The sequence below is a fragment of the Burkholderia sp. BC1 genome, from assembly GCF_052683555.1.
The window spans coordinates 25,821-46,332 of the sequence record NZ_JBQYLP010000049.1 but is presented as its reverse complement, the minus strand read 5'-3'; the positions used below and the strand labels follow the sequence as shown (position 1 = coordinate 46,332).

The following is a 20,512-nucleotide window of genomic DNA, read 5'->3' as shown; positions in this document are numbered from 1 at the left end:
TTGCGTCAGCAGCGAAGCTGCGCCCGTTGGGTATTTCCGCAGCCTGCTAAGGATCGCGATGGGCGCCGGCAGCATCGTGCAGCTCGGCTGCGCGGCGCTCGCGTGGCGCACGTCGGGCGGCGGCCGCGCGCCGGCGCGCGCGTCGCGTGCGATCGGATAAGATACGGCCCGCGTTGCCCCTCATGAACCGACGGAGTGTTTTCAGTGATTCAACCGACCGCAGTCTTCAAGGACAATCTCGCGCAATTGCCGGCCATCGACGGCATCGCACGCATCGATCTCGTCGCCGCGAACGGCGACGTGGTGGCCAGCATCGAGAACCAGCCGGGCAAGCAGGGCTCGCTCGCCGTGTACCACTATCTGAAGCAGACGTTCGGCACGCTCGACGCGAAAGCGGCCGAGCACGGCCTCGCGGTGTTCGCCGAACATACGGCCGACGCGCGCAATCGCCCGGGCGCGCATCCGAACGTCGATCGGCTGCTCGCGATCGTCGCGGGCGGCGAAGCGCTGCGCATCGACGTCGTCGCGAAGGGCTGAGCGTCGCGGCACCGCGGCGGCCGGCACGCAGGAACGCGGTGCGTGCCGTGCGCGGCGGCGGGCCACTTGCGCCTCGCACGCGTCACGCGCCGCTCGCCGCTCGCCGCGCACTGCTCGCCGCGCGCCACCATCCCGATCAGCGATTCGCACCGAGCGCCACCCGCAGGCGCTCCATCAGCCGCGTGTAGTGCCGCAGCACGTCGGCCTTGTCTTCGACGTTGTCCGTCGCGAAACGCTCGGACCATCCGGGCTTCCAGTCGTACGTGCCGTGCACGCTGCGATCGCCGTCCGGCCCGTGGATCAGCGAACGGATGCGCGCATCGCGGCCTGCGCCCGTATGCATCTCGAACAGCGCGTGGATGTACGCGTGATACGCGTCGTACACGTCGTCGTCGAACAGATAGCGATACAGATGGAACGTGCGGTCGAGCTCGCGCTTCGCGCGGATCACGTCGTCGGGCGAGATGTCCTTCCAGTAGCCGATCCAGGTGTAGAAGCACAGCAGCGCGTTCAGTTGCGGCGCGACCACGTCGTACAGCGCAAGCCGCTTCTCGATCAGCTTCTGGTTGGTCCACTGCACGAGCTCGAGCCGCTTCAGCCGCCGCGCGACCAGCCAGCCGAGGCCGGCCACCGACAGCGGCGTCAGCACGCCGAGCACCAGCTTCACGATTTCCAGCGAATTCCACGGACTGTTCACGGGCTGCATGTTTCGCTCGACAGGAAAAGGCAGGGGCGTTTCGCTACCGCGCGGCGCCTGCGCGGCATCGCCGCGGCGGCGTCGCGTTGCATCAGTGTATCGGGCGTTCGGCGCACTTTCCGTGAACGCACCGCGCGCCGCTACGTCGGCAGCGCCGAGGTCAGCTTGATCTTCTGCATCGGAATGTCGGTCTTCACGCTGAGCACGCCCGGAATGCGCGTCAGATATTCCATCTGAAAGCGGCGGTAGTCGTCGATGTCGGCCGCGACGACGCGCAGCAGGAAGTCGCAGTCGCCCGCCATCAGATGACATTCGACGACTTCCGGCATCTGCTGGACCGCCTCGGCGAAGCGGTTCACCGTCTCCGCGTCCTGCCCCTTCAGCCACACGCGCGTGAAGATCGTCAGCCCCTTGCCGACCTTCGCCGGGTTCAGCACGGCCACGTATTTTTCGATCACGCCCGCTTCCTCGAGCAGCCGCACGCGCCGCAGGCACGGCGACGGCGACAGCCCGACCTCCTGCGCGAGTTGCACGTTCTGCATGCGGCCGTCGCGCTGCAGCGCGGTCAGGATCCGCCGGTCGATTGCGTCAAGCTTCATTGGCACCCGATTCCAAAAAATTTGCGTATTGCACGTTCGATGCCAAATTCTGCGAAAAACATGGCGACAACGCAACCCGATTCGAGTCAAAAAAGCAGACAATCCCTCCCCCGAAGGAGGAGTAATGAGCAGTAGCGTTTCAACGTCGTCCGGGCTGCGCGAGCGGCCCGCCCATGTCGCCGAGATGGGCCGCGGCTTGCGCGCGGCGCTGCCCGTCATGCTGGGTTTCGTGCCGTTCGCGCTCGTGCTGGGCGCGCAGGCCGCGCAAAAAGGGCTGAGCCTGTTCGAGGTGCCGATGATGACGGGCCTGAACTTCGGCGGCGGCTCGGAATTCGCGGCGATCCATCTGTGGACGTCGCCGCCGCACATCGCGCTGATCGTCGCGATGTCGTTTCTCGTGAATTCGCGTCACATCCTGATGGGCGCCGCGTTCGCGCCGTATATCCGGCGCCTGCCGCGCCGCCGCGCGTTCGCCGCGCTGTTCTTCATGTGCGACGAGAGCTGGGCGATGTCGCTTGCCGATACGCGCTCGCGCGCCGACACGCACATCAGCGTCCCGTATTACGCGGGGATCTGCGCCGGGCTCTACCTGACGTGGATCTCGATGACGACGCTCGGCGCCGCCGTCGGGCCGACGATCGGCAACGTCGAACAGTACGGCTTCGACATGGCGTTCACGGCCGTGTTTCTCGTGCTGCTGCGCGGGATGTGGAAGGGCCTGCGCGCGAGCCGGCCGTGGTTCGTGAGCCTCGTCGTCGCGGCGGCCACGCATCTGGCCGTGCCGGGCGCCTGGTACGTCGCGGCGGGCGCGTGCGCGGGGCTGATCGCCGCGCTGTGGTGGGAGCCGCGCGATGCCTGATTTCAGCACCGTCGCGACGATCGTGCTGATGGCGTCGACGACTTACCTGTCGCGCATCCTCGGCTACGTGATGCTGCGCAACCGCCCGCTGAGCCGGCGGATGGCAGCCGTCATGGAGAACGTGCCGGGCTGCGTGCTGATCTCCGTGATCGCGCCCGCGTTCGTGTCGACGCGTCCGGCCGACCTGCTCGCGCTCGGCATCACGATCGTCGCGGCCACGCGCCTGTCGATCCTGCCGACCGTCGCGATCGGCGTCGTGGCGGCCGGCGTGCTGCGGCACCTGCTCGGCTAGCGCACGCAGGCCCGCCGCGGCCGGTCATCGGTCCAGCGGTCCAGCGGTCCATCCGACGACGGGCGCGCAAGCGCCCGTTTTCACATCGGCGGCATCGCGCCGCATGCGCGCCGAGACGTGCGTGCCTCGGCGCGCAACGAAGCGCTGCGCGCTGCCGCACGCCGGACCTGCGCGCGCTGCGTCATACTCTTCGGCAATCCGTCGCTTCGCCGCACACGCGGCGCGCGGCCCCGGCCGGCCGCCCGCGCACGCGGCGACGATGTCCGCAGCCCCATCTCCACGAGGAACGTTCCGATGCAAGAAACCCGCCCGCTGTTCGATCGCGTCCTGCTCACCAACGACGACGGATTCGACGCCCCCGGTCTCGCCGTGCTCGAACGCGTCGCCGCGCAGCTCGCGCGCGAAGTGTGGATCGTCGCGCCGGCCGAGGACCAGAGCGGCACGTCGCACTCGCTGAGCCTGCACGAGCCGCTGCGCGTGCATCGCAAGGACGACCGCCGCTTCGCGGTGCGCGGCACGCCCGGCGACTGCGTCGCGATCGCGGTCAGCCATCTGATGAAGGACGCGCGGCCCGACGCCGTGCTGTCGGGCGTCAATCGCGGCGCCAATCTCGGCACCGAGACCGTGTTCTCGGGTACGGTCGGCGCCGCGATGACGAGCATGCTGCTCGGCGTGCCGGCCATCGCGCTGAGCCAGGCCTTCACCGATCGGCACGCGGTGCCGTGGGACACCGCGCTTGCGCATGCGCCCGACGTCGTCCGCCGGCTCGTCGCGGCCGGCTGGGACAGCGACGTGTGCCTGAACGTGAACTTCCCCGCGCGACCGGCGCAGGACGTGCGCGGCCTGAAGGCGACGAATCAGGGCGCCGGCACGCTGCAGGGCGTCGAAATCGTGTCCGGGCGCGATCCGCGCGACATCGAGTATCACTGGCTGAAACTCGCGCGCGCGCCGCGCGACGACGACGCCGATTCGGAAACGGTCGCGCTCGGCGAAGGCTTCATTTCCGTCACGCCGCTGAAGTTCGAACGCACACATGATCACGCGCTCGCGCGGCTGCGCTCGAGCATCGGCTGAGTCGCCGGTCGGGCGAGGGCGAGGGCTCATCGACCGGAGCGAGACACAGCCGCCGATCCTGGCCGCAGCAGACAGCGCTACGCCCCCGATTAGCGGACCGGCAGCCGGCGGCGCCCCGCTACGTCAGATTCAATCCGCCGTCGAGCATGACGATCTCGCCCGTCACGTAGTCGGACGCGACGAGCATCGCGACCGTCTGCGCGACGTCGTCCGGCGTCGCCGCGCGGCGCATCGGCGCACGCTCGCGCCAGAGCTGCTGCGCGTCGGTCCAGTCGGCCGTCAGCGGCGTATCGACGAGGCCCGGCGCGACCGCATTGACGCGGATGGCCGGCGCCAGCGTGCGCGCGAGCAGGCGCGTCGTGTGATTGAGCGCCGCTTTCGCGGCCGCATACGGAATCGACGCGCCCTTCGGCCGCACGCCCGCGTGCGAACTGACGTTCACGACGCAGCCGGCACGGCCGTGCGACGCCGCTTCGAGCAGCGCGGGCTGCGCTTCGGCGACGAGCCGAAACGGCGCGATCGCGTTGATCTCGTACAGCTCGCGCCATACCTCGGGCGTCGCGGCCGCCAGATCGTCGTGCGCGATCGTGCGGCTGATGCCCGCGTTGTTGACGAGCACGTCGAGGCGGCCGTGCACCGCGAGCGCATCGCGGATCAGCCGCACGCGTTCGGCATCGTCGGTGAGATCGGCCTGCACGTATGCCGCGCCGAGTTCGGTCGCCATCGCGCGGCCCGTCTCGACGGACCGCAGCGAATGCAGGACCACCGCGTAACCGTCCGCGGCGAGGCGCCGCGCAATCGCCGCGCCGATCCCCGACGTCGATCCGGTGACGAGCGCAACCGGCCGATGCACGCGCGACGCGCGCGGCTCGACGGAGGTTTCGACTTCGGCGTCGGCCTCGGCTTCGAGTTCGGTGTCGGGGATCGGGGCGTGCGTCGGCGGGTGGGGCGTGTCCATGGCGGAACCCTGCGGATGGCGATTCCGCATCATAAGCGCGACGCGCACCGCCGCGCGACTCCTGGGTGCGATCGCGGCAGCGCGCGCGTCGCACATCGTGCGGCCGGCGCCATCGCGCGAGCGCGTTACGGCTGTGTCGGCAAGTCGACGAAGTCTTCGAGCGGCCCGGCGACATACAGGCGCTTGCCGACCCGCGGGTATTCGCAGACGTCATGCTCGAGCCGCTGCCCGACGACGATCAGTTCGAGCGGCGTATCGCCGGTGTTCTGCAGCGTATGCGCTTCGCCGCCGCGCGCGAAGCCGAGAAAATCGCCGGGGCCGACCGCTTCGCGGCGCTCGCCGATCGTCACGGTGCCGTTACCGGACAGCACGTAGACGCACTCTTCCTCGTACAGATGCCGGTGATATTCGGCCGACTCGTGGCCCGGCATCAACGTGATCAGATGAAAGCCGAGCTGCGTGATGCCGGTCAGATCGCCGAGCGGCTTGCGCAGCCGCACGGCATTGGGATTGAGCGGATGAACCGCGCGTGTCGGTTCCATCTTCGCGATGTCGGCAGCCTTCAGCAGCTCCCGCGGGGGTGTCGTCGACATGGGGATCTCGCAAGCGTCGGGAATGCAGCGGTTGAACGGACGGGCCGGCATGGCGCCGGCCGCCGACGATTGTCCGCCATTTTTTGGCGCGCGTCGCGATTTCGCGCGTGTCGCGACACCGCCTTCACGGCCGCCGCCGCCGGCATGCGGCCGCGTCCTAGCGCGCGCAGTCGACAAGCAGGTTCGCGAGCACCGACGCGCCTTGCGCGAGATGGACGGGATCTGCGTCCTCGGCCTCGTTGTGGCTGAGGCCGGCCTTGCACGGGACGAAGACCATCGCGCTCGGCGCGACGTACGACAGGTTCACCGCATCGTGCCCGGCGCCGCTGAACATCTCGAGATACGGATAGCCGGCCGCGATCGTTGCCTGCCGCACGCGTTCGATGCATGCCGCGTCGAACGCGATCGGGTCGTACTCGGCGATGAGTTGCACATCCACGTGCGTGCCGCGCAGCGCGGTGCGCTGCGTGCAGATCGCGCCGATGTCGGCGACGAGCCGCTGCAGCGCCGCGCGCGACGGATGACGCACGTCGACGCTGAAGCGCACCTGCCCCGGTATCGTGCTCGGCGAATTCGGCTGGCACGCGAGATGGCCGACCGTCACGCGCGCATCGGCATCGAAGCCGTGCCCGTGCTCGACGATCGCGGCGATCATCGCGGCCGCGACGCCCATCGCGTCCCTGCGCACGCTCATCGGCGTCGTGCCGGCATGCGACTCGAAGCCGGTCACCGTGACGTCGAGTTCGACGATGCCCTGCACGCCGGTCACGACGCCGATCGGCACGCCTGCATTCTCGAGCACGGGCCCCTGCTCGATATGCGCTTCGAAGTACGCCTTCGGCATCTGCCGCTCGCGCGCAGGGCCCGCGAAGCCCGTGCGTTCGAGCTCGTCGCCGAGCCGCACGCCGGTGTGCATGCAGGGCCGCGCGAGCGCGTCGTCGAGGTCGAGCTTGCCCGCATAGACGGCCGAACCCATCATGCCGGGCGTGAAGCGCGAACCCTCTTCGTTCGTCCATGCGACGACGTCGATCGGATGCCGCGTCGCGATGCCGTGCTCGTTCAGCGTGCGGATCGCCTCGAGGCCCGCGAGCACGCCATAGACGCCGTCGAAGCGGCCGCCGAGCGGCTGCGTGTCGAGGTGGCTGCCGCACATCACGGCCGGCGCGTCGGGCTCCGTGCCGGGCCGCCGCGCGAACAGGTTGCCGATTGGATCGATGCGGATCTCGCAGCCGGCTGCCTCGCACCACGCGATGAAGCGGCGCCGGCCGCGCACCTCGTCGTCGCTCAGCGCGAGCCGGCAGCTGCCGCCGCGCGCGGTTGCGCCGATCGTTGCCATCTCCATCAGCGAATCCCACAGTCGTTGCTGGTTGACGCGCACCATCGCCAGTCGCTCCTGAAAAGCCCCGAGCATATACACTCGATCCGATAAGGAAAATCCAAGAGTTTCTTGCGCACGATAACTTCTTCTTGTCACCCCGATGAAGCTCAAGCAGCTCAATGCATTCCTCGCCGTCGCCGAGCACCGCACGATCCGCGGCGCCGCCCGCGCGCTCGGCGTCACGCAGCCGGCCGTCAGCGGCATCGTGCGCGAGCTCGAAGGCGAGCTCGGCGTGCCGCTCGTGATGCGCAGCGTCAAGGGCGTCGCCTTGACCGATTACGGCAGCGCGTTCGCGATTCGCGCGCGGCGCATCGTCGAGGAGATCCAGCGCACGCGTGACGAAATCGAGCAGTTGCGGCTCGGCACGACCGGCTCGGTGTCGATCGCGGTCAGCCCGACCGTCGCGCTGACGATCCTGCCGCACGCCTTCGATGCGTTCACGCGCGCGCTGCCCGGCGCGACGGTCAATATCGACGACGCGCTGACTGCGACCGATCTCGCGCGACTGCGCGACGGTTCGCTCGATTTCATCGTCACGCATCAGCTGTCGGACGCGCTGCCGGACGCCGACGAATTCGCGAGCATTCCGCTGTTCCGCACCGCGTTCGTCGTGGTCGCCCGCAGCCGGCATCGGCTGGCCCGCGCGCGGTCGCTGCGCGAGCTCGGCGACGCGCGCTGGTGCGTGCCGCGCTACGGGGACGGCGGCGACGATCTGATCCGGTCGATCTTCGTTCCGCGCGGGATCGAGATGCCGAAGCGGATCGTGCACTGCCCGTCGTTCGCGGCGACGCTCGGGCTCGTGTCGCGGACGGATGCGCTCGGCGTCTTCGCGCGGCCGCTCGCCGACGTCGAGCGAGGCTCGCGCCGGCTCGTCGTGCTCGATCTCGCCGAGCCGCTGCCGACGCTGACGGTCGCGATCGTGATGCGGCGGCACGCGCTGCTGACGCCGGCCGCGCTGCGCTTGATCGACTGTTTGAAGGCGGCCGCGGCCGAGGTGTCGGGTGGCGAGGGCGGCGGCGACGGCGTGTGATCTGCGTGGGCGGAGGGAGGTGGGCACGGGCGACGGCGAGCGCGCACGGGCCACGCGGCGCACGGCGCACATGAGGCACGGAGCGCGGAGGCACACACGGGCATGCGGCCCCACGGCCGCGCGACGCGGGCTGCCCACGCGACGAGACGACGATCGATGCGGTCGCAGCCGACGCTTCAATACGGCGGGCCGCTGGCGGCATGCCGGGGCACCTCGCGAGACCGGGCGGCGCGCCGAGCCGCATGGAGCTCGGCGGCGGCTGCACGCCGCCATGCAAACGGCTTTGGAGCGCATGGGCCGCAGCGAGCAGACGCCACACGCAGGCGACAAGCGTACGCCATCACCAGCGCGCCCGCACCGCGATGAACACATACCCAATCCAGCGCCAAACTTCCCCGTCTTTTCGACGAATTGAATCGAATCGCGGCGTGTTAGGTTCAGTTCCGGCTACCCAGCCTGTTCAAACAATCCCAATCACAAGACCAAAAGACCCAATGATGAAATCCCTCTTCCGTCATGCCGCGCTGGCATGCGTAACGATCGGCTTCCTGTCGGGCTGCGCAAGCAGCGTGACGCGCGACGCGAGCACCTCGGCCGGGGCGCCCGTCACCGCGTCGACGACGCACTTCGGTACGAAACCCGTGATCGTGAACGTCACGCTCGACGACACCGCGCGGGAAGAACTGAAAGACAACCTGAAGTTCGACGCGAAAAAGCTGCAGGAGAAGCTCGAAACCGCCCTGGACGCGCGCAAGCTGCTCGCGAAAGCCGATTCGCCCGATGCGATGCACCTGAACGTCGAAGTCACCGGCATTCGCGTGCGGTCGAGCTTTTCCGCGGTCATGTTCGGCTTCATGGCCGGCAACGATCATGTGAACGGCACCGTGACGCTCGCCGATGCCGACAATCGTCCGGTCGACCGCTTCAAGGTGTCGGCATCGTATGCGCTCGGCGGCATCGCCGGCATCGACAGCATGCGCATGGACTGGCTGTACGAGAAGTTCACCGAGCAGACGCTCGCGACGCTCGATCCGGCCACCGCTGCACAGCAGGCCGCCGCTGCAACGGGCAAGTCGAAGCTGTAATACCGAACGTCCGGCGGATCGCGCCATCGCGGCCCGCCGGGCGCCTCCGAGGCTGCCGGTTCGTCGCTCGACGCACTTGGCCGAGTTCGCGGCGCGCGATGCGCTTCTCCGAGGCAACAGCCTGAAGGGCAGCAGCCGATCCGCGCGATCGTGCCGAACGACGGCACGAAGCGGAAAGCCCGCCACCCGCAACGGTTCGCCGGTCCTCGGCCGCACACGACCGATCGTCTCCGCCCGCTCGTGCGGCACCGTTCCCCGCTACCGCCCCCGGCATCCGCTAGAATTGCGGGCACGTGCGACGCCGTCGCCACCCGATCCACCCTCTGCATCGACGCGGTCCGCGCGACCGCCGGTGCGGCCCGCGCCCGAGCCGCGCGAGCGCCGCGCTTCGCTGCCACGCCCGCCCGGGCGCCCTCAACCGAATTCAGCTGGAGAAAGACCGTGTTTACCTGCCGAAACCAGAGCTGCGGCACGCAGTGGGAGACGTCCGACGTCGTGATCAAGGACGAAGGCCAGGGCCTGCTGTTCCGCTGCCCGCTGTGCGGCGCCCGCAACTATGTCGAACGCTTCGAAGACGACGAAGGCAATGTCGTCTACGAGCAAATGGAAGGCCGCCCCTACCTCGGAGACCTGTCTTGACGCAACCGACCGCCACGCCGTTCAGCACGCTGCCGCTGACGCCCGCCATGCTGGCCAATCTCGAGCAGCTCGGCTATGTCGACATGACGCCGATCCAGGCCGCGAGCCTGCCGATCGCGCTGGCCGGCCACGACCTGATCGCGCAGGCGAAAACGGGTAGCGGCAAGACCGCCGCGTTCTCGCTCGCGCTGCTGTCGCGCCTCGACGCCCGCCGTTTCGACGTGCAGGCGATGATCCTGTGCCCGACGCGCGAACTCGCGGACCAAGTCGCGCAGGAAGTGCGCCGCCTCGCGCGCGCCGAGGAAAACGTGAAGGTGCTGACGCTCTGCGGCGGCACGCCGATGCGTCCGCAGGCGCAAAGCCTCGAGCACGGCGCGCATATCGTCGTCGGCACGCCGGGCCGCATCATGGATCACCTCGATCGCGGCAATCTGCAGCTCGATGCGCTGAATACGCTCGTGCTCGACGAAGCGGACCGCATGCTCGACATGGGCTTCTTCGACGACATCGCCAAGGTCGCGCGCCAATGTCCGCCGACGCGGCAGACGCTGCTGTTCTCGGCGACCTACCCGGACGGCATCGCGAAACTGAGCCAGCAGTTCCTGCGCAGCCCGAAGGAAGTGAAGCTCGAAGAGCGCCACGACGACAGCAAGATCCGTCAGCGCTTTTACGAAGTGACCGAAACCGAGCGGCTGCATGCCGTGGGCATGTTGCTGAACCATTACCGGCCGGTCAGCACGATCGCGTTCTGCAACACCAAGCAGCAATGCCGCGACCTGATCGACGTGCTGCACGCGCAGGGCTTCCACGCGCTGGCACTGCACGGCGAGCTCGAACAGCGCGAACGCGACCAGGTGCTGATCCAGTTCGCGAACCGCAGCTGCTCGGTGCTCGTCGCAACCGACGTCGCCGCGCGCGGGCTCGACATCGCCCAGCTCGAAGCGGTGATCAACGTCGACGTGACGCCCGACCCGGAAGTGCACGTGCACCGGATCGGCCGCACGGGCCGCGCCGATCAGGCAGGCTGGGCGCTGAGCCTCGCGAGCATGGACGAGATGGGCCGCGTCGGCGCGATCGAACAGGCGCAGAAGCGCGACGTCGAATGGCGGCCGCTGTCCGAACTGACGCCCGCAAGCGACGCGCCGCTGCTGCCGCCGATGGAGACGTTGCAGATTCTCGGCGGGCGCAAGGACAAGATCCGTCCCGGCGACGTGCTCGGCGCGCTGACCGGCGATGCGGGATTCGACGGCAAGCAGATCGGCAAGATCAACGTGACCGAGTTCTCGACCTACGTCGCAGTCGAGCGCGGTATCGCCCATGACGCGCTGCGCAAGCTCAATGCGGGCAAGATCAAGGGCAAGCGCGTCAAGGTCCGGCTGATGGACGAATGACGCCGACGCGCACCGCGCGAGCGCCCGCCGCGGCGCTTACGCGGTGCGCTCGCCGAGCATCGCCAGATACCGCTCCACCGCTCCCCATTCCCCGCCGATCCGGCTCAGCACGACGAGCTCCGACCGCGGGCCGCCCTTCCCGAGTTTCCGATAGACGACGTTCGGCGCCGCGATCCGGCTCAGCGGCGCCGGCGCGAGCGCCACGCCGAGCCCCGCGCCCGTCAATGCGAGCACCGACAGCGTGCTGCTCACCTTGTGCGCGACGCGCGGCGCGCGGCCGAGCACCTGCCGCAGAATCGCGAGCTGCCCTTCGTCGTCGCCGTCGGCCGCATAGAGAATGAACGGCTCGTCCATCAGCGCCGCGATCGGCACCGTGCGCCGCTTCGCGAGCGGATGCCGGTCGCTCATCACGACCTGCCACGCCCAGTTGCCGACCGTTCGCACCGACAGCTTCGGATCGAAGGCCGTGCCGAACGCCGGGCAATAGCCGATGTCGAGTCGCCCCGCGAGGATTGCATCCTGCTGCGCGGCGGGCGCCATTTCGTGCAGTTCGAGCGCCACGTCGGGCCAGGCCGCATGAAACGCGGTCAGGTCGTCGGACAGCCGGCCCGTCGCGACCGCGTTGCCGACGAAGCCGATCCGCACCACGCCCGTCTCGCCGCGCGCGGCACGCTGGATCAGCGTCTTCGCGCGCTCGGCCTGCTCGAGCGTGCGCCGCGCCTCGGTCACCAGCATCCGGCCGGCATCCGTCAGCATCACCTTGCGCGTGCTGCGCACGAACAGCGCCGTGCCGAGCTCGTCCTCGAGCGCGCGGATCTGCACGCTGAGCGCGGGCTGCACGATATGCAGCCGCTCCGCCGCGCGCCCGAAATGCCCCTCCTCGGCCACCGCGAGGAAGTAGCGCAGATGTCGAAGATCCATACGTTCGATTGATCACGCAAAACAATCAATCTCGAAATTTAATCTATTGGATCGAAAAATCAACGGCGCGCATGCTGTCGATCGAACGCTGCGACGCAGCCCGTATTCACAGGAGCGCATCATGACCGACCATCACCGTATCGATGTTCACCAGCATGTCGTGCCGCCGTTCTGGGCCGACGCACTGCCGGCGCACGGCGGCGATCCATCGGGCTGGCGCAGCCCGGCGTGGAGCCCGGAAAGCGCGCTCGCCTTCATGGATTCGCTGGAGATCGAGACCGGCGTGCTGTCGCTGACGGCACCGGGCGTGCAGGGCTGGAACGGCAGCGCCAGGCGCGACATGGCGCGCCGCATCAACGAATACGTGGCCGGCCTCGTCGCGCAATGGCCCGCCCGCTTCGGCAACTTCGCGACGCTGCCGCTGCCCGACGTCGACGGCACGCTGGCCGAGATCGGGCACGCGTTCGACGCGCTGAACGCCGACGGCGTCGTGCTGCTCAGCAACTACGGCGGCACGTATCTCGGCGATGCGGCGTTCGAACCCGTGTGGGCCGCGCTCGACCGCCGCAGCGCAGTCGTGTTCATCCACCCGGCCAAGCCCGCGATCGACATGCTGCCGGGCATCCCGGGACCGTTGCTCGACTACCCGTTCGACACGACCCGCACGGCGCTGCAACTGGTGCTCAACGGCGTGATCGCGCGCTACCCGAACGTGCGCATCATCCTGTCGCACGCCGGCGGCTTCCTGCCGTATGCCGCCTATCGCTTCGCCGAACTCGCGCCGGGCGTGCGCCACGACGTGCCGGACCGCGACGGGGTGCTCGACCTGCTGCGCCGCTTCTATTTCGATACCGCGCTGTCGGCGCCGTCCGCGCTGCCCAGCCTCGTCGCGTTCGCGCAGCCCGATCGCGTGCTGTACGGCAGCGACTTCCCGTACGCGCCGGCGTCCGTCGGCACGTCGTTCACCGCTGCGCTGGACGCGTATCCCGCGCCGGACGCCGACCGGCACGCCGCGATCCATCGCACGAACGCGCTGCCGCTGTTCCCGCGTCTCGCCGCGCTCGCGCGCTGACGCAACAACACAACAACGCGGCAACGCGGCAACGCGCAACGTGACGCCCGCCGCCACGGCGGCGTCACGCATGCCGGGCCAGCCGCCCCGCGCCGTCAGAACGGGATCACGGCCTTCGCCCACACCGCCTCGCCCGCCGGCCGGTTGCGCACGAAGAACTCCTTCACGACGCGCGCCTCCACGCTGATCTTGCTGAACTGATAGCGAATCCCCGGCCCGATCGCGAATGTCTGCCCGCGAAAGCCGTCGCCGGCGACCGGCTGCCCGTTCTGCATGTCGTCCGTCGTCTGCTTGACGAAATAGCCCGACAGCCCGACACGCACCTTCGGCGTCACCGCATAGCTCGCCGAATAGTCGACATGGAACAGGTTTCCCGAGTGGTAGTGCGTGTCCTTGTTCGGCGAGTTGAAGCTGTAGGTGATCTTCGCGGACACTTCGACCTTGTCGTTCGGCAGCCACGTCACGCCGAACACCGGCCGCGCGGTGTAGTAGTTTTTGCCGGTGTTCAGCGCCGCGTGCATGTCGTACTGGCCGGTCGGAAACACGAATTCGATCGCGGCCACCGTGCGCAGCGCGCCCGCGCCCCATGCGATCAGCGCCGGGCTCACGATCAGATCGCCGAGGTTGGTGCGGTCGAACGATGCGCCGCCGGCATCCAGCGCCAGATGCTCCATCGGCAGCATGGCATAGGCGCCGTAGCGCCCGCCTAGCACCGACAGGTTCGACATCCAGACCACGCGCGGAATCAGCACGTCCGCATCGAGCTTGAAGCCCGGCACTGAGCCGTTGCCGTGCGAATCGTTGAAGCGCGACGCATGGTAGTGCGTGTAGTACAGCAACCCGTACAGTCCGGCCGGCGGCAGCGCGCCCGCAAAGAACGCCTCGGCGCCCTCGCCGATCGTATCGCCGCCGCCCTCCGTCGCCGATGCACCGGTGCTCAACGCGATGCCCGCGCACGCGGCGAGCGAGACCACTCCGAATGCAGCCTTTCGTTTCATCGATGTCTCCAATATTGGTAGTACTGAGTGACTTTCTTATGTCGATTCAGATGCAAACCCGCCGCGTTACCGCCGCGCATCGTCGTATCCGACATATGACGGCAACGCGTCCTGCACAGATGCACTACTCGTTGAAATGGTCGATGACGAGCCGGTTGAAACGCGCCGCGTGTTCGATCTGCGTCCAGTGCCCGCACCGCCCGAACACATGCAGCTGCGCGTTCGGCAGCAGCTCGAGCAGCCTCTGCGAGCTCGCGAGCGGAATCACACGATCCTCGCGCCCGTGCACGATCAGCGTGTCGTGCGGCAGCGCACGCAGCTGCGCTTCGTCGCTCGCGAGCGCATCGACCCAGCGCTGGCGCGGCGCCGGAAACATGTTCGCGAACGCCTCCTGGTAGCCGGGCCGCACGCTCGCTTCGTAGCGCAGCTTCGCAAGCTCGTCGTTCACGAGCGTGCGGTCGAACGCGAACACGTCGAGCAGCGCGCGCATGTTCGCGATCGACGGCGTATAGCCCCACACGGCGTCGAGCCCTTCGGTCAGCGTAAAGCGCGTGCCGGCCGCGCCCATCAACACGAGCCGGCCGACGCGCGCCGGCGCACGAATCGCGAGTGCGAGCGCCAGCGCACCGCCGAACGAATTGCCGATCACGTGCGCGCGCTCGACGCCGAGCGCGTCGAGCAGGCCGAGCGCGTGGTCGACCCAGTTGTCCATCGAATACCGGTAGCCGGCCGGACGCTCGGTCTCGCCGAATCCCGCCATGTCCGGCGCGATCACGCGAAACTGCCGCGCGAGCGCCGGCATCGTGAGCCGCCAGTTCGCGTAAGCCGTCACGCCCGGCCCCGAGCCGTGAATCAGCAGCACGGGCGGGCCGTCGCCGAGGTCGTGATAGTTCGTGTCGATGCCGCCGGCAACGATCCGGCGGCCGATTTCAGGGTTGGTTGACATGACGCTCCCCAGTCGTTTGTCGCGCGGCGCGCCTCAGCGCCCGCGCCGCTTCGCGCTTTGCCCGCCGATCCCGAAATGCCCTTTCGGCATCTCGGTGATGATCACGCGCACCGATTCGACCGGTGCATCGAGCGAGCGATGAATGGCCTCGGTGACCTCGGCGATCAGGCGTTCCTTCCTGTCGTCGTCGCGGCCTTCGAGGATGTACAGATGAGCTATCGGCACGATGCCCTCCCGTTTCGTCGTGCTGGGTTCAGATGAAGCGCAGGCCGACCGAGCCGATGTCCTGCACGCGCAGCGTCACGCTGTCGCCGGCCTCGACCGCCACCGCCTCGGTAATGCCGCCCGACAGGATCAGGCTGCCGGCCGGAATCGACTCGCCGCGCGCGCCGAGATGGTTCGCGAGCATCGCGATCGCGGCGGCCGGATGCCCGAGCACCGCCGCGCCGGCGCCGAACGCGACGGGCAGGCCGTTCTTCTCGAGCACGATGCCGAGCGTGCGCAGGTCGACGCCGTCCACCGCAAGCGGGCGGCCGCCCGCGACGAAGCGCGCAGCCGACGTGTTGTCGGCCACCACGCTCTTCAGATCGAACTTGAAGTCGCGGTAGCGGCTGTCGATCACCTCGATGCCGGCGACGACGAAGTCGGTCGCGGCCAGCACCGCGCCGATATGGCAGCCCGGCCCCTTCAGCTCGGCCTTCGTGACGAACGCGATCTCGGGCTCCACCTTCGGGTGGATCAGGGCGGACGTGTCGCACTCGCCGCCTTCGGGCAGGTCGTAGACGTCGGTCAGGAAGCCGAACACCGGCGTGTCGACGCCCATCTGCCGCATCTTCGCGTGCGAGGTCAGCCCGGCCTTGTAGCCGACGATGCGCGCGCCGCGCGCGAGCTGGCGGCGGCGGATCGCATCCTGCACCGCATATGCGTCGTCCCAGTCCATCTCGGGATGACGGTCGGTGATCTTGGTCGTGTCGCGCGCGTCGCGCATGCAGTCGTCGAGATGCGCGGCGAGCGATTCGACGATGTCGGTCGAGAGGTTCATGCGGCCACCTGCTTCGCTTGTTCCGCGCGCGCCTTCGCGAGCGTCAGCGCGGTGTCCTCGATCATGTCCTCCTGGCCGCCGACCATCCCGCGCCGGCCCAGCTCGACGAGGATGTCGCGCGCGGGGATCCCGTACTTGTCGCCCGCGCGCTTCGCGAACAGCAGGAACGAGCCGTACACGCCCGCATAGCCGAGCGTCAGCGCGTCGCGATCGATGCGGATCGGGAAGTCCATCATCGGCACGACGAGATCCTCCGCGACGTCCTGGATCTTCCACACGTCGACGCCGGTTTCGATGCCCATCCGCTCGCAGACCGCGACGAACACCTCGAGCGGCGTATTGCCGGCACCGGCGCCGAGCCCGGCCGCCGCGCCGTCGATCCGGTTCGCGCCGGCCTCGATCGCGGCGATCGAGTTCGCGACGCCCATCGCGAGGTTGTGGTGGCCGTGAAAGCCGAGCTCGGTCTCGGGCCGCAGCGCGTCGCGCACCGCGGCGAGGCGCGCCTTCACGTCGTCGGGCAGCATGTAGCCGGCCGAGTCGGTGATGTAGACGCAGTTCGCGCCGTACGACTCCATCAGCTTCGCCTGCTTCACGAGCCCTTCCGGGCTGTTCATGTGGCTCATCATCAGGAAGCCGACGGTATCCATGTCGAGCTGGCGCGCCATCGCGATGTGCTGCTCCGACACGTCGGCCTCGGTGCAATGCGTCGCGACGCGGATCGTATGCACGCCGAGCGCATGCGCCTCCTTCAGGTGATCGACGGTGCCGATGCCGGGCAGCAGCAGCGCCGAGACCTTCGCGCGCTTGAGCAGCGGGATCACGGCGCCGAGATAGTCGGCGTCGGTGTGTGCGGGAAAGCCGTAGTTGACCGATGCGCCGCCGAGCCCGTCGCCGTGCGTGACCTCGATCAGCGGCACGCCGGCCGCGTCGAGCCCGGACGCGATCGAGCGCATCTGGTCGAGCGTCATCTGGTGACGCTTCGGGTGCATGCCGTCACGCAGCGTCATGTCGTGGACGGTGATTCGCTTGCCTTTGAGATTCATTGCCGTTCCTTGTTCGTCCGTGGGTTCGAAATTCGCGGGCGCGCCGCGGCGCGCGTCACGCGGTGGCCGGCGCGGCCGGCGCGAGCGCGAGGCGACCGGCCAGCAGTTCTTCGGCGAACATCTCGGCGGTGCGCGCGGCGGCGGCCGTCATGATGTCGAGGTTGCCCGCGTATTTCGGCAGGTAGTCGCCGAGACCTTCGACCTCGAGGTACACCGACACGCGCCGTCCGTCGAACACCGGGCCGTTGACGAGCCGGTAGCCGGGCACGTAGCGCTGCACGTCGGCGATCATCGCGTGCACCGATTCGACGATGCGCGCTTCGTCGGGTGCGTCCTCGGTCAGGCAGTGCACGGTGTCCCGCATGATCAGCGGCGGCTCGGCCGGGTTGATCACGATGATCGCCTTGCCCTGCTTCGCGCCGCCGACCTGCGCGACGGCCGCCGCCGTCGTGCGCGTGAATTCGTCGATGTTGCGGCGCGTGCCGGGCCCGACCGAGCGCGACGACACGGTCGCGACGATCTCGCCGTACGCGACCGGCTGCACGCGCGAGATCGCGCGCACCATCGGAATCGTCGCTTGGCCGCCGCAGGTGACCATGTTCACGTTCATCTCGCCCGAGCCGATGTGATCCTTCAGGTTCACGGGCGGCACGCAGTACGGGCCGATCGCGGCCGGCGTCAGGTCGATCATCAGCACGCCGAGTGCATTCAGCTTGCGGCTGTTCTCGGCATGCACGTAGGCGCTCGTCGCGTCGAACGCGATCTGCACGCCGTCGGCCTGCACGTGCGGCAGCAGGCCGTCGACGCCGTCCGCGGTGGTTTTCAGGCCAAGCTCGCGGGCGCGCTTCAGGCCGTCGGAATCGGGATCGATGCCGACCATCCACACGGGTTCGAGCACGGGGCTGCGCATCAGTTTGGCGAGCAGGTCGGTGCCGATATTGCCGGGGCCGATCAGCGCGCAACGGATTTTTCGGGTCATGGTGAAGTCCTTGTTTGCCAGTGAATGGGAACGGCGCCGCTCACGCGAACCGCACCGAGCACGCGCCGATACCGCCGATCGACACGCGGAAGTTGTCGCCGGGAGCGACCGGCGCCATCGCGGCGAGCGCGCCGGACAGGATCACCTCGCCGGCCCGCAGCGCGATGCCGTGGCGGCCGAGCGTGTTGGCGAGCCACGCGACGGCGTTCACCGGCGAGCCGAGCGCCGCCGCGCCCGCGCCCGTGCCGATCACGTCGCCGTTCTTCTCGAGCACCATCCCGCAGGTCGCGAGATCGACGCGGCGCGTGCTCACCGCCTTGTCGCCGAGCACGAACACGCCGCACGACGCGTTGTCCGCGACGGTGTCGCCGATGCGGATCTTCCAGTCGCGGATCCGCGAATCGACGATCTCGAAGCACGGCATCACGCATTCGGTCGCGGCCAGCACCATCGCGTTCGTCACGCCGGGGCCGAGCAGGTCGCGCTTCAGCACGAACGCGATCTCGCCTTCCGCCTTCGGCTGGATCAGCGTGTCGAGCGCAATGCATTCGCCTTCGCCGTACACCATTCCCGACAGCAGGTAGCCGAAATCGGGCTGGTACACGCCGAGCATGTCCATCACGGCCTTCGACGTGACGCCGATCTTCTTGCCGATGACGGTCTCGCCTGCTTCCGTGCGGCGCTGCACGAAGCGCTGCTGGATCCGGTAGGCGTCGTCGACCGACAGGTCTTCGTGCTGCGACGTCAGCGGCGCGACGGGCGTACGCGACGTCATGGCGTCGTACAGCCGGTCGCCCAGCGTGGTGATCAACGTGGAGTCCATATGAATCTTCCGGTCAGGAGAAAAGGGATCAGAGCTTGATGCAGACGTTGCGCAGTTCCGTGTAGAACTCCAGCGAATGCACGCCGCCTTCGCGGCCGATGCCCGATTGCTTCGTGCCGCCGAACGCGGTGCGCAGATCGCGCAGGAACCAGGAATTGACCCATGCGATGCCGACCTCGATCGAGGCGGCAACGCGATGCGCGCGCGACAGGTTGGCGGTCCAGATCGCGGTGGACAGCCCGTATGCATTCGCATTCGCGCGGCCGATCACCTCGGCCTCGGTGTCGAACGGCATCACGAGTGCGCATGGCCCAAAGATTTCTTCGCGCGCGATCGGCGAATCGTCGTCGAGGCCGGTCCAGATCGTCGGCTGCACCCACGCGCCGTCGCGCAGCTCGGCCGGCATGTCGGGCACGCCGCCGCCCGTCACGACGGTCGCGCCGAGCTCGATCGCCTTGCGGTAATACGACAGCACCTTGTCGCGATGCTCGTGGCTGATCAGCGGCCCGATGCCGGTCGTGTCCGCTTCCGGCCGTCCCGGCCGCAGGCTTTCGGCGCCGGCCTTCAGCGCGGCGACGAAACGCTCGAACAGCGGGCGCTCGACATAGACGCGCTCGGTGCCGAGACAGACCTGCCCCGCGTTCGCGAAGCACGAGCGCAGCGTGCCTTCGACGGCCGCGTCGAAATCGCAATCCGCGAACACGATCGCCGCGTTCTTGCCGCCCATCTCGAGGCTGACCGGCCGCGCGCCGTCGGCCGCGGCCTTCATGATCGCGGCGCCCGTGCGCGTCTCGCCCGTGAACGTGATCGCGTTCACGCCCGGATGCGTCGTCAGGAATTCGCCGGCCGACGCGGGCCCGAAGCCGTGCACGACGTTGTAGACGCCGCGCGGCACGCCCGCCGCGTTCATCACCTCGCCGAGCAGCGCGGCCGTCTGCGGCGTCTCCTCGGACGGCTTGACGACGACCGTGTTGCCGCACGCGAGCGCGGGCCCGACTTTCCACGTCATCAGCAGCAGCGGCAGGTTCCACGGACAGATCACGCCGACCACGCCGACCGGCCGGCGGATCGCATAGTTGAGCGCGCCTGCGCCGTCCGGCGTCGCCATTTCGAAGGTCTCGCCGGGCACGTTCTTCACGACGTCGGCGAACACCTTGAAGTTCGCCGCGCCGCGCGGGATGTCGATATGGCTGGCGAGGCTCACCGGCTTGCCGGTATCGGCGACCTCGGCTTCGAGGAAGTCGTCGAAGCGGCGCGTGATGCCGTCCGCGACCGCATACAGCAACTCGACGCGCTGCGCGACGCTGAGGCTGCCCCACGGGCCCGCGAGCGCGGCGCGCGCCGCCTGCACGGCCGCATCGACATCGGCGCAGCTTGCCTCGGCGACGCGCGCGATCAGCGTGTTGTCGAGCGGCGAGCGCTTGTCGAACCAGCGTTCGCCCGCGCGATACTCGCCGTCGATGAAGTGGCGGACTCGCCGCGGTTCCGGCTGCCCGCCGGCGGGGCCGCGTGTCGCGGCGATCGATTCCGTGTCGTACATGATGTGTCTGCCGATA

General features: G+C 68.7%; 23 protein-coding genes. 9 read left to right on the top strand and 14 right to left on the bottom strand.

Annotated features, from left to right (window positions below):
• Positions 1–204 precede the first annotated feature (204 nt).
• Positions 205–537, top strand: coding sequence for a DUF2322 family protein (locus tag ACSHSS_RS21810; protein ID WP_006397676.1), 333 nt, complete (start codon positions 205–207; stop codon positions 535–537).
• A gap of 136 nt (positions 538–673) precedes the next feature.
• Here the strand turns inward: ACSHSS_RS21810 and ACSHSS_RS21805 are convergent, their stop codons facing one another.
• Positions 674–1,243, bottom strand: coding sequence for a hypothetical protein (locus ACSHSS_RS21805; protein ID WP_006397675.1), 570 nt, complete (start codon positions 1,241–1,243; stop codon positions 674–676).
• Positions 1,244–1,374: 131 nt separating this feature from the next.
• Positions 1,375–1,833 carry an Lrp/AsnC family transcriptional regulator gene (locus tag ACSHSS_RS21800; RefSeq protein ID WP_261532405.1) on the bottom strand — a complete coding sequence of 153 codons (459 nt, stop codon included), beginning with the start codon at positions 1,831–1,833 and terminating at the stop codon, positions 1,375–1,377.
• A gap of 124 nt (positions 1,834–1,957) precedes the next feature.
• Between ACSHSS_RS21800 and ACSHSS_RS21795 the strand changes: the two genes are divergently transcribed.
• From ACSHSS_RS21795 to surE, 3 genes are all read left to right on the top strand, one after another.
• Entirely contained in the window at positions 1,958–2,692 is a 735-nt protein-coding gene (locus tag ACSHSS_RS21795; RefSeq protein ID WP_006397673.1) for an AzlC family ABC transporter permease, read from the top strand.
• Complete coding sequence (locus ACSHSS_RS21790) at positions 2,685–2,984, top strand: AzlD family protein (RefSeq protein ID WP_261532404.1); 300 nt, start codon at positions 2,685–2,687, stop codon at positions 2,982–2,984. The genes ACSHSS_RS21795 and ACSHSS_RS21790 overlap by 8 nt, the downstream gene beginning before the upstream one ends.
• A gap of 294 nt (positions 2,985–3,278) precedes the next feature.
• Positions 3,279–4,058: a 5'/3'-nucleotidase SurE gene (gene surE, locus ACSHSS_RS21785; protein WP_012217716.1), complete on the top strand. Its 780-nt coding sequence runs from the start codon at positions 3,279–3,281 to the stop codon at positions 4,056–4,058.
• 118 nt (positions 4,059–4,176) lie between these two features.
• On the opposite strand, the gene ACSHSS_RS21780 is transcribed toward surE, so the two are convergent.
• The 3 genes from ACSHSS_RS21780 to ACSHSS_RS21770 all read right to left on the bottom strand — a co-directional run bounded on the left by ACSHSS_RS21780 (position 4,177) and on the right by ACSHSS_RS21770 (position 6,990).
• A complete protein-coding gene (locus ACSHSS_RS21780) occupies positions 4,177–5,016 on the bottom strand; it encodes an SDR family NAD(P)-dependent oxidoreductase (protein WP_261532403.1) in 840 nt (279 codons plus the stop codon).
• Positions 5,017–5,141: 125 nt separating this feature from the next.
• Entirely contained in the window at positions 5,142–5,609 is a 468-nt protein-coding gene (locus ACSHSS_RS21775; RefSeq protein ID WP_006397669.1) for a cupin domain-containing protein, read from the bottom strand.
• Positions 5,610–5,766: 157 nt separating this feature from the next.
• Entirely contained in the window at positions 5,767–6,990 is a 1,224-nt protein-coding gene (locus ACSHSS_RS21770) for a Zn-dependent hydrolase (protein WP_261532452.1), read from the bottom strand.
• A 97-nt stretch (positions 6,991–7,087) separates the two neighbouring features.
• On the opposite strand from ACSHSS_RS21770, the gene ACSHSS_RS21765 reads away from it, so the two are divergent.
• The 4 genes from ACSHSS_RS21765 to dbpA all read left to right on the top strand — a co-directional run bounded on the left by ACSHSS_RS21765 (position 7,088) and on the right by dbpA (position 11,132).
• Entirely contained in the window at positions 7,088–8,017 is a 930-nt protein-coding gene (locus ACSHSS_RS21765) for a LysR family transcriptional regulator (RefSeq protein WP_261532402.1), read from the top strand.
• Between the two features lie 497 nt (positions 8,018–8,514).
• Positions 8,515–9,102 (top strand): DUF4410 domain-containing protein, encoded by a 588-nt coding sequence (locus ACSHSS_RS21760; RefSeq protein ID WP_039223232.1) that lies wholly within the window; start codon positions 8,515–8,517, stop codon positions 9,100–9,102.
• A gap of 441 nt (positions 9,103–9,543) precedes the next feature.
• Positions 9,544–9,741: a hypothetical protein gene (locus ACSHSS_RS21755; protein ID WP_006397660.1), complete on the top strand. Its 198-nt coding sequence runs from the start codon at positions 9,544–9,546 to the stop codon at positions 9,739–9,741.
• Positions 9,738–11,132 carry an ATP-dependent RNA helicase DbpA gene (gene dbpA, locus ACSHSS_RS21750; protein WP_006397659.1) on the top strand — a complete coding sequence of 465 codons (1,395 nt, stop codon included), beginning with the start codon at positions 9,738–9,740 and terminating at the stop codon, positions 11,130–11,132. The genes ACSHSS_RS21755 and dbpA overlap by 4 nt, the downstream gene beginning before the upstream one ends.
• A 36-nt stretch (positions 11,133–11,168) precedes the next feature.
• Here the strand turns inward: dbpA and ACSHSS_RS21745 are convergent, their stop codons facing one another.
• On the bottom strand, positions 11,169–12,053 hold the full coding sequence (locus ACSHSS_RS21745; protein WP_176000874.1) for a LysR substrate-binding domain-containing protein: 885 nt from the start codon (positions 12,051–12,053) through the stop codon (positions 11,169–11,171).
• A gap of 121 nt (positions 12,054–12,174) precedes the next feature.
• Here ACSHSS_RS21745 and hndA point away from each other — a divergent pair, with 121 nt between their 5' ends.
• The gene (hndA, locus tag ACSHSS_RS21740; RefSeq protein WP_088621905.1) at positions 12,175–13,125 is read left to right on the top strand and encodes a 2-hydroxy-1-naphthoic acid nonoxidative decarboxylase; all 951 of its coding nucleotides are present in this window, start codon (positions 12,175–12,177) and stop codon (positions 13,123–13,125) included.
• A 95-nt stretch (positions 13,126–13,220) separates the two neighbouring features.
• Here hndA and ACSHSS_RS21735 read toward each other — a convergent pair whose 3' ends face one another.
• The 8 genes from ACSHSS_RS21735 to ACSHSS_RS21700 all read right to left on the bottom strand — a co-directional run bounded on the left by ACSHSS_RS21735 (position 13,221) and on the right by ACSHSS_RS21700 (position 20,496).
• The gene (locus tag ACSHSS_RS21735; RefSeq protein WP_445545536.1) at positions 13,221–14,123 is read right to left on the bottom strand and encodes a SphA family protein; all 903 of its coding nucleotides are present in this window, start codon (positions 14,121–14,123) and stop codon (positions 13,221–13,223) included.
• A 124-nt stretch (positions 14,124–14,247) separates the two neighbouring features.
• Positions 14,248–15,069, bottom strand: a complete 822-nt coding sequence (locus tag ACSHSS_RS21730) for an alpha/beta fold hydrolase (RefSeq protein WP_006397655.1) — start codon at positions 15,067–15,069, stop codon at positions 14,248–14,250.
• Positions 15,070–15,102: 33 nt separating this feature from the next.
• Positions 15,103–15,294 (bottom strand): 2-hydroxymuconate tautomerase, encoded by a 192-nt coding sequence (locus tag ACSHSS_RS21725; RefSeq protein WP_006397654.1) that lies wholly within the window; start codon positions 15,292–15,294, stop codon positions 15,103–15,105.
• Between the two features lie 28 nt (positions 15,295–15,322).
• Positions 15,323–16,111, bottom strand: a complete 789-nt coding sequence (gene dmpH, locus ACSHSS_RS21720) for a 2-oxo-3-hexenedioate decarboxylase (protein WP_176000875.1) — start codon at positions 16,109–16,111, stop codon at positions 15,323–15,325.
• Positions 16,108–17,154, bottom strand: a complete 1,047-nt coding sequence (dmpG, locus tag ACSHSS_RS21715) for a 4-hydroxy-2-oxovalerate aldolase (RefSeq protein ID WP_176000876.1) — start codon at positions 17,152–17,154, stop codon at positions 16,108–16,110. The genes dmpH and dmpG overlap by 4 nt, the downstream gene beginning before the upstream one ends.
• 55 nt (positions 17,155–17,209) lie before the next feature.
• Positions 17,210–18,133, bottom strand: a complete 924-nt coding sequence (locus ACSHSS_RS21710) for an acetaldehyde dehydrogenase (acetylating) (RefSeq protein ID WP_006397651.1) — start codon at positions 18,131–18,133, stop codon at positions 17,210–17,212.
• A 40-nt stretch (positions 18,134–18,173) separates the two neighbouring features.
• Positions 18,174–18,956 carry a 2-oxopent-4-enoate hydratase gene (gene dmpE / locus ACSHSS_RS21705; RefSeq protein WP_200032105.1) on the bottom strand — a complete coding sequence of 261 codons (783 nt, stop codon included), beginning with the start codon at positions 18,954–18,956 and terminating at the stop codon, positions 18,174–18,176.
• Positions 18,957–18,984: 28 nt separating this feature from the next.
• Positions 18,985–20,496, bottom strand: a complete 1,512-nt coding sequence (locus ACSHSS_RS21700) for a 2-hydroxymuconic semialdehyde dehydrogenase (RefSeq protein ID WP_261532401.1) — start codon at positions 20,494–20,496, stop codon at positions 18,985–18,987.
• Positions 20,497–20,512 lie beyond the last annotated feature (16 nt).

What these genes read in the sequence shown, in the direction of transcription:
- hndA (WP_088621905.1), top strand. Translation starts at nt 12,175, where the DNA reads ATGACCGACCATCACCGTATCGATGTTCACCAGCATGTCGTGCCGCCG.
- ACSHSS_RS21800 (WP_261532405.1), bottom strand. Translation starts at nt 1,833, where the DNA reads ATGAAGCTTGACGCAATCGACCGGCGGATCCTGACCGCGCTGCAGCGC.
- surE (WP_012217716.1), top strand. Translation starts at nt 3,279, where the DNA reads ATGCAAGAAACCCGCCCGCTGTTCGATCGCGTCCTGCTCACCAACGAC.
- ACSHSS_RS21770 (WP_261532452.1), bottom strand. Translation starts at nt 6,990, where the DNA reads ATGGTGCGCGTCAACCAGCAACGACTGTGGGATTCGCTGATGGAGATG.
- ACSHSS_RS21790 (WP_261532404.1), top strand. Translation starts at nt 2,685, where the DNA reads ATGCCTGATTTCAGCACCGTCGCGACGATCGTGCTGATGGCGTCGACG.
- dmpH (WP_176000875.1), bottom strand. Translation starts at nt 16,111, where the DNA reads ATGAACCTCTCGACCGACATCGTCGAATCGCTCGCCGCGCATCTCGAC.
- ACSHSS_RS21730 (WP_006397655.1), bottom strand. Translation starts at nt 15,069, where the DNA reads ATGTCAACCAACCCTGAAATCGGCCGCCGGATCGTTGCCGGCGGCATC.
- ACSHSS_RS21745 (WP_176000874.1), bottom strand. Translation starts at nt 12,053, where the DNA reads ATGGATCTTCGACATCTGCGCTACTTCCTCGCGGTGGCCGAGGAGGGG.
- ACSHSS_RS21760 (WP_039223232.1), top strand. Translation starts at nt 8,515, where the DNA reads ATGAAATCCCTCTTCCGTCATGCCGCGCTGGCATGCGTAACGATCGGC.
- ACSHSS_RS21775 (WP_006397669.1), bottom strand. Translation starts at nt 5,609, where the DNA reads ATGTCGACGACACCCCCGCGGGAGCTGCTGAAGGCTGCCGACATCGCG.
- dmpG (WP_176000876.1), bottom strand. Translation starts at nt 17,154, where the DNA reads ATGAATCTCAAAGGCAAGCGAATCACCGTCCACGACATGACGCTGCGT.
- ACSHSS_RS21805 (WP_006397675.1), bottom strand. Translation starts at nt 1,243, where the DNA reads ATGCAGCCCGTGAACAGTCCGTGGAATTCGCTGGAAATCGTGAAGCTG.
- ACSHSS_RS21700 (WP_261532401.1), bottom strand. Translation starts at nt 20,496, where the DNA reads ATGTACGACACGGAATCGATCGCCGCGACACGCGGCCCCGCCGGCGGG.
- dmpE (WP_200032105.1), bottom strand. Translation starts at nt 18,956, where the DNA reads ATGGACTCCACGTTGATCACCACGCTGGGCGACCGGCTGTACGACGCC.
- ACSHSS_RS21795 (WP_006397673.1), top strand. Translation starts at nt 1,958, where the DNA reads ATGAGCAGTAGCGTTTCAACGTCGTCCGGGCTGCGCGAGCGGCCCGCC.
- ACSHSS_RS21735 (WP_445545536.1), bottom strand. Translation starts at nt 14,123, where the DNA reads ATGAAACGAAAGGCTGCATTCGGAGTGGTCTCGCTCGCCGCGTGCGCG.
- ACSHSS_RS21765 (WP_261532402.1), top strand. Translation starts at nt 7,088, where the DNA reads ATGAAGCTCAAGCAGCTCAATGCATTCCTCGCCGTCGCCGAGCACCGC.
- ACSHSS_RS21710 (WP_006397651.1), bottom strand. Translation starts at nt 18,133, where the DNA reads ATGACCCGAAAAATCCGTTGCGCGCTGATCGGCCCCGGCAATATCGGC.
- ACSHSS_RS21780 (WP_261532403.1), bottom strand. Translation starts at nt 5,016, where the DNA reads ATGGACACGCCCCACCCGCCGACGCACGCCCCGATCCCCGACACCGAA.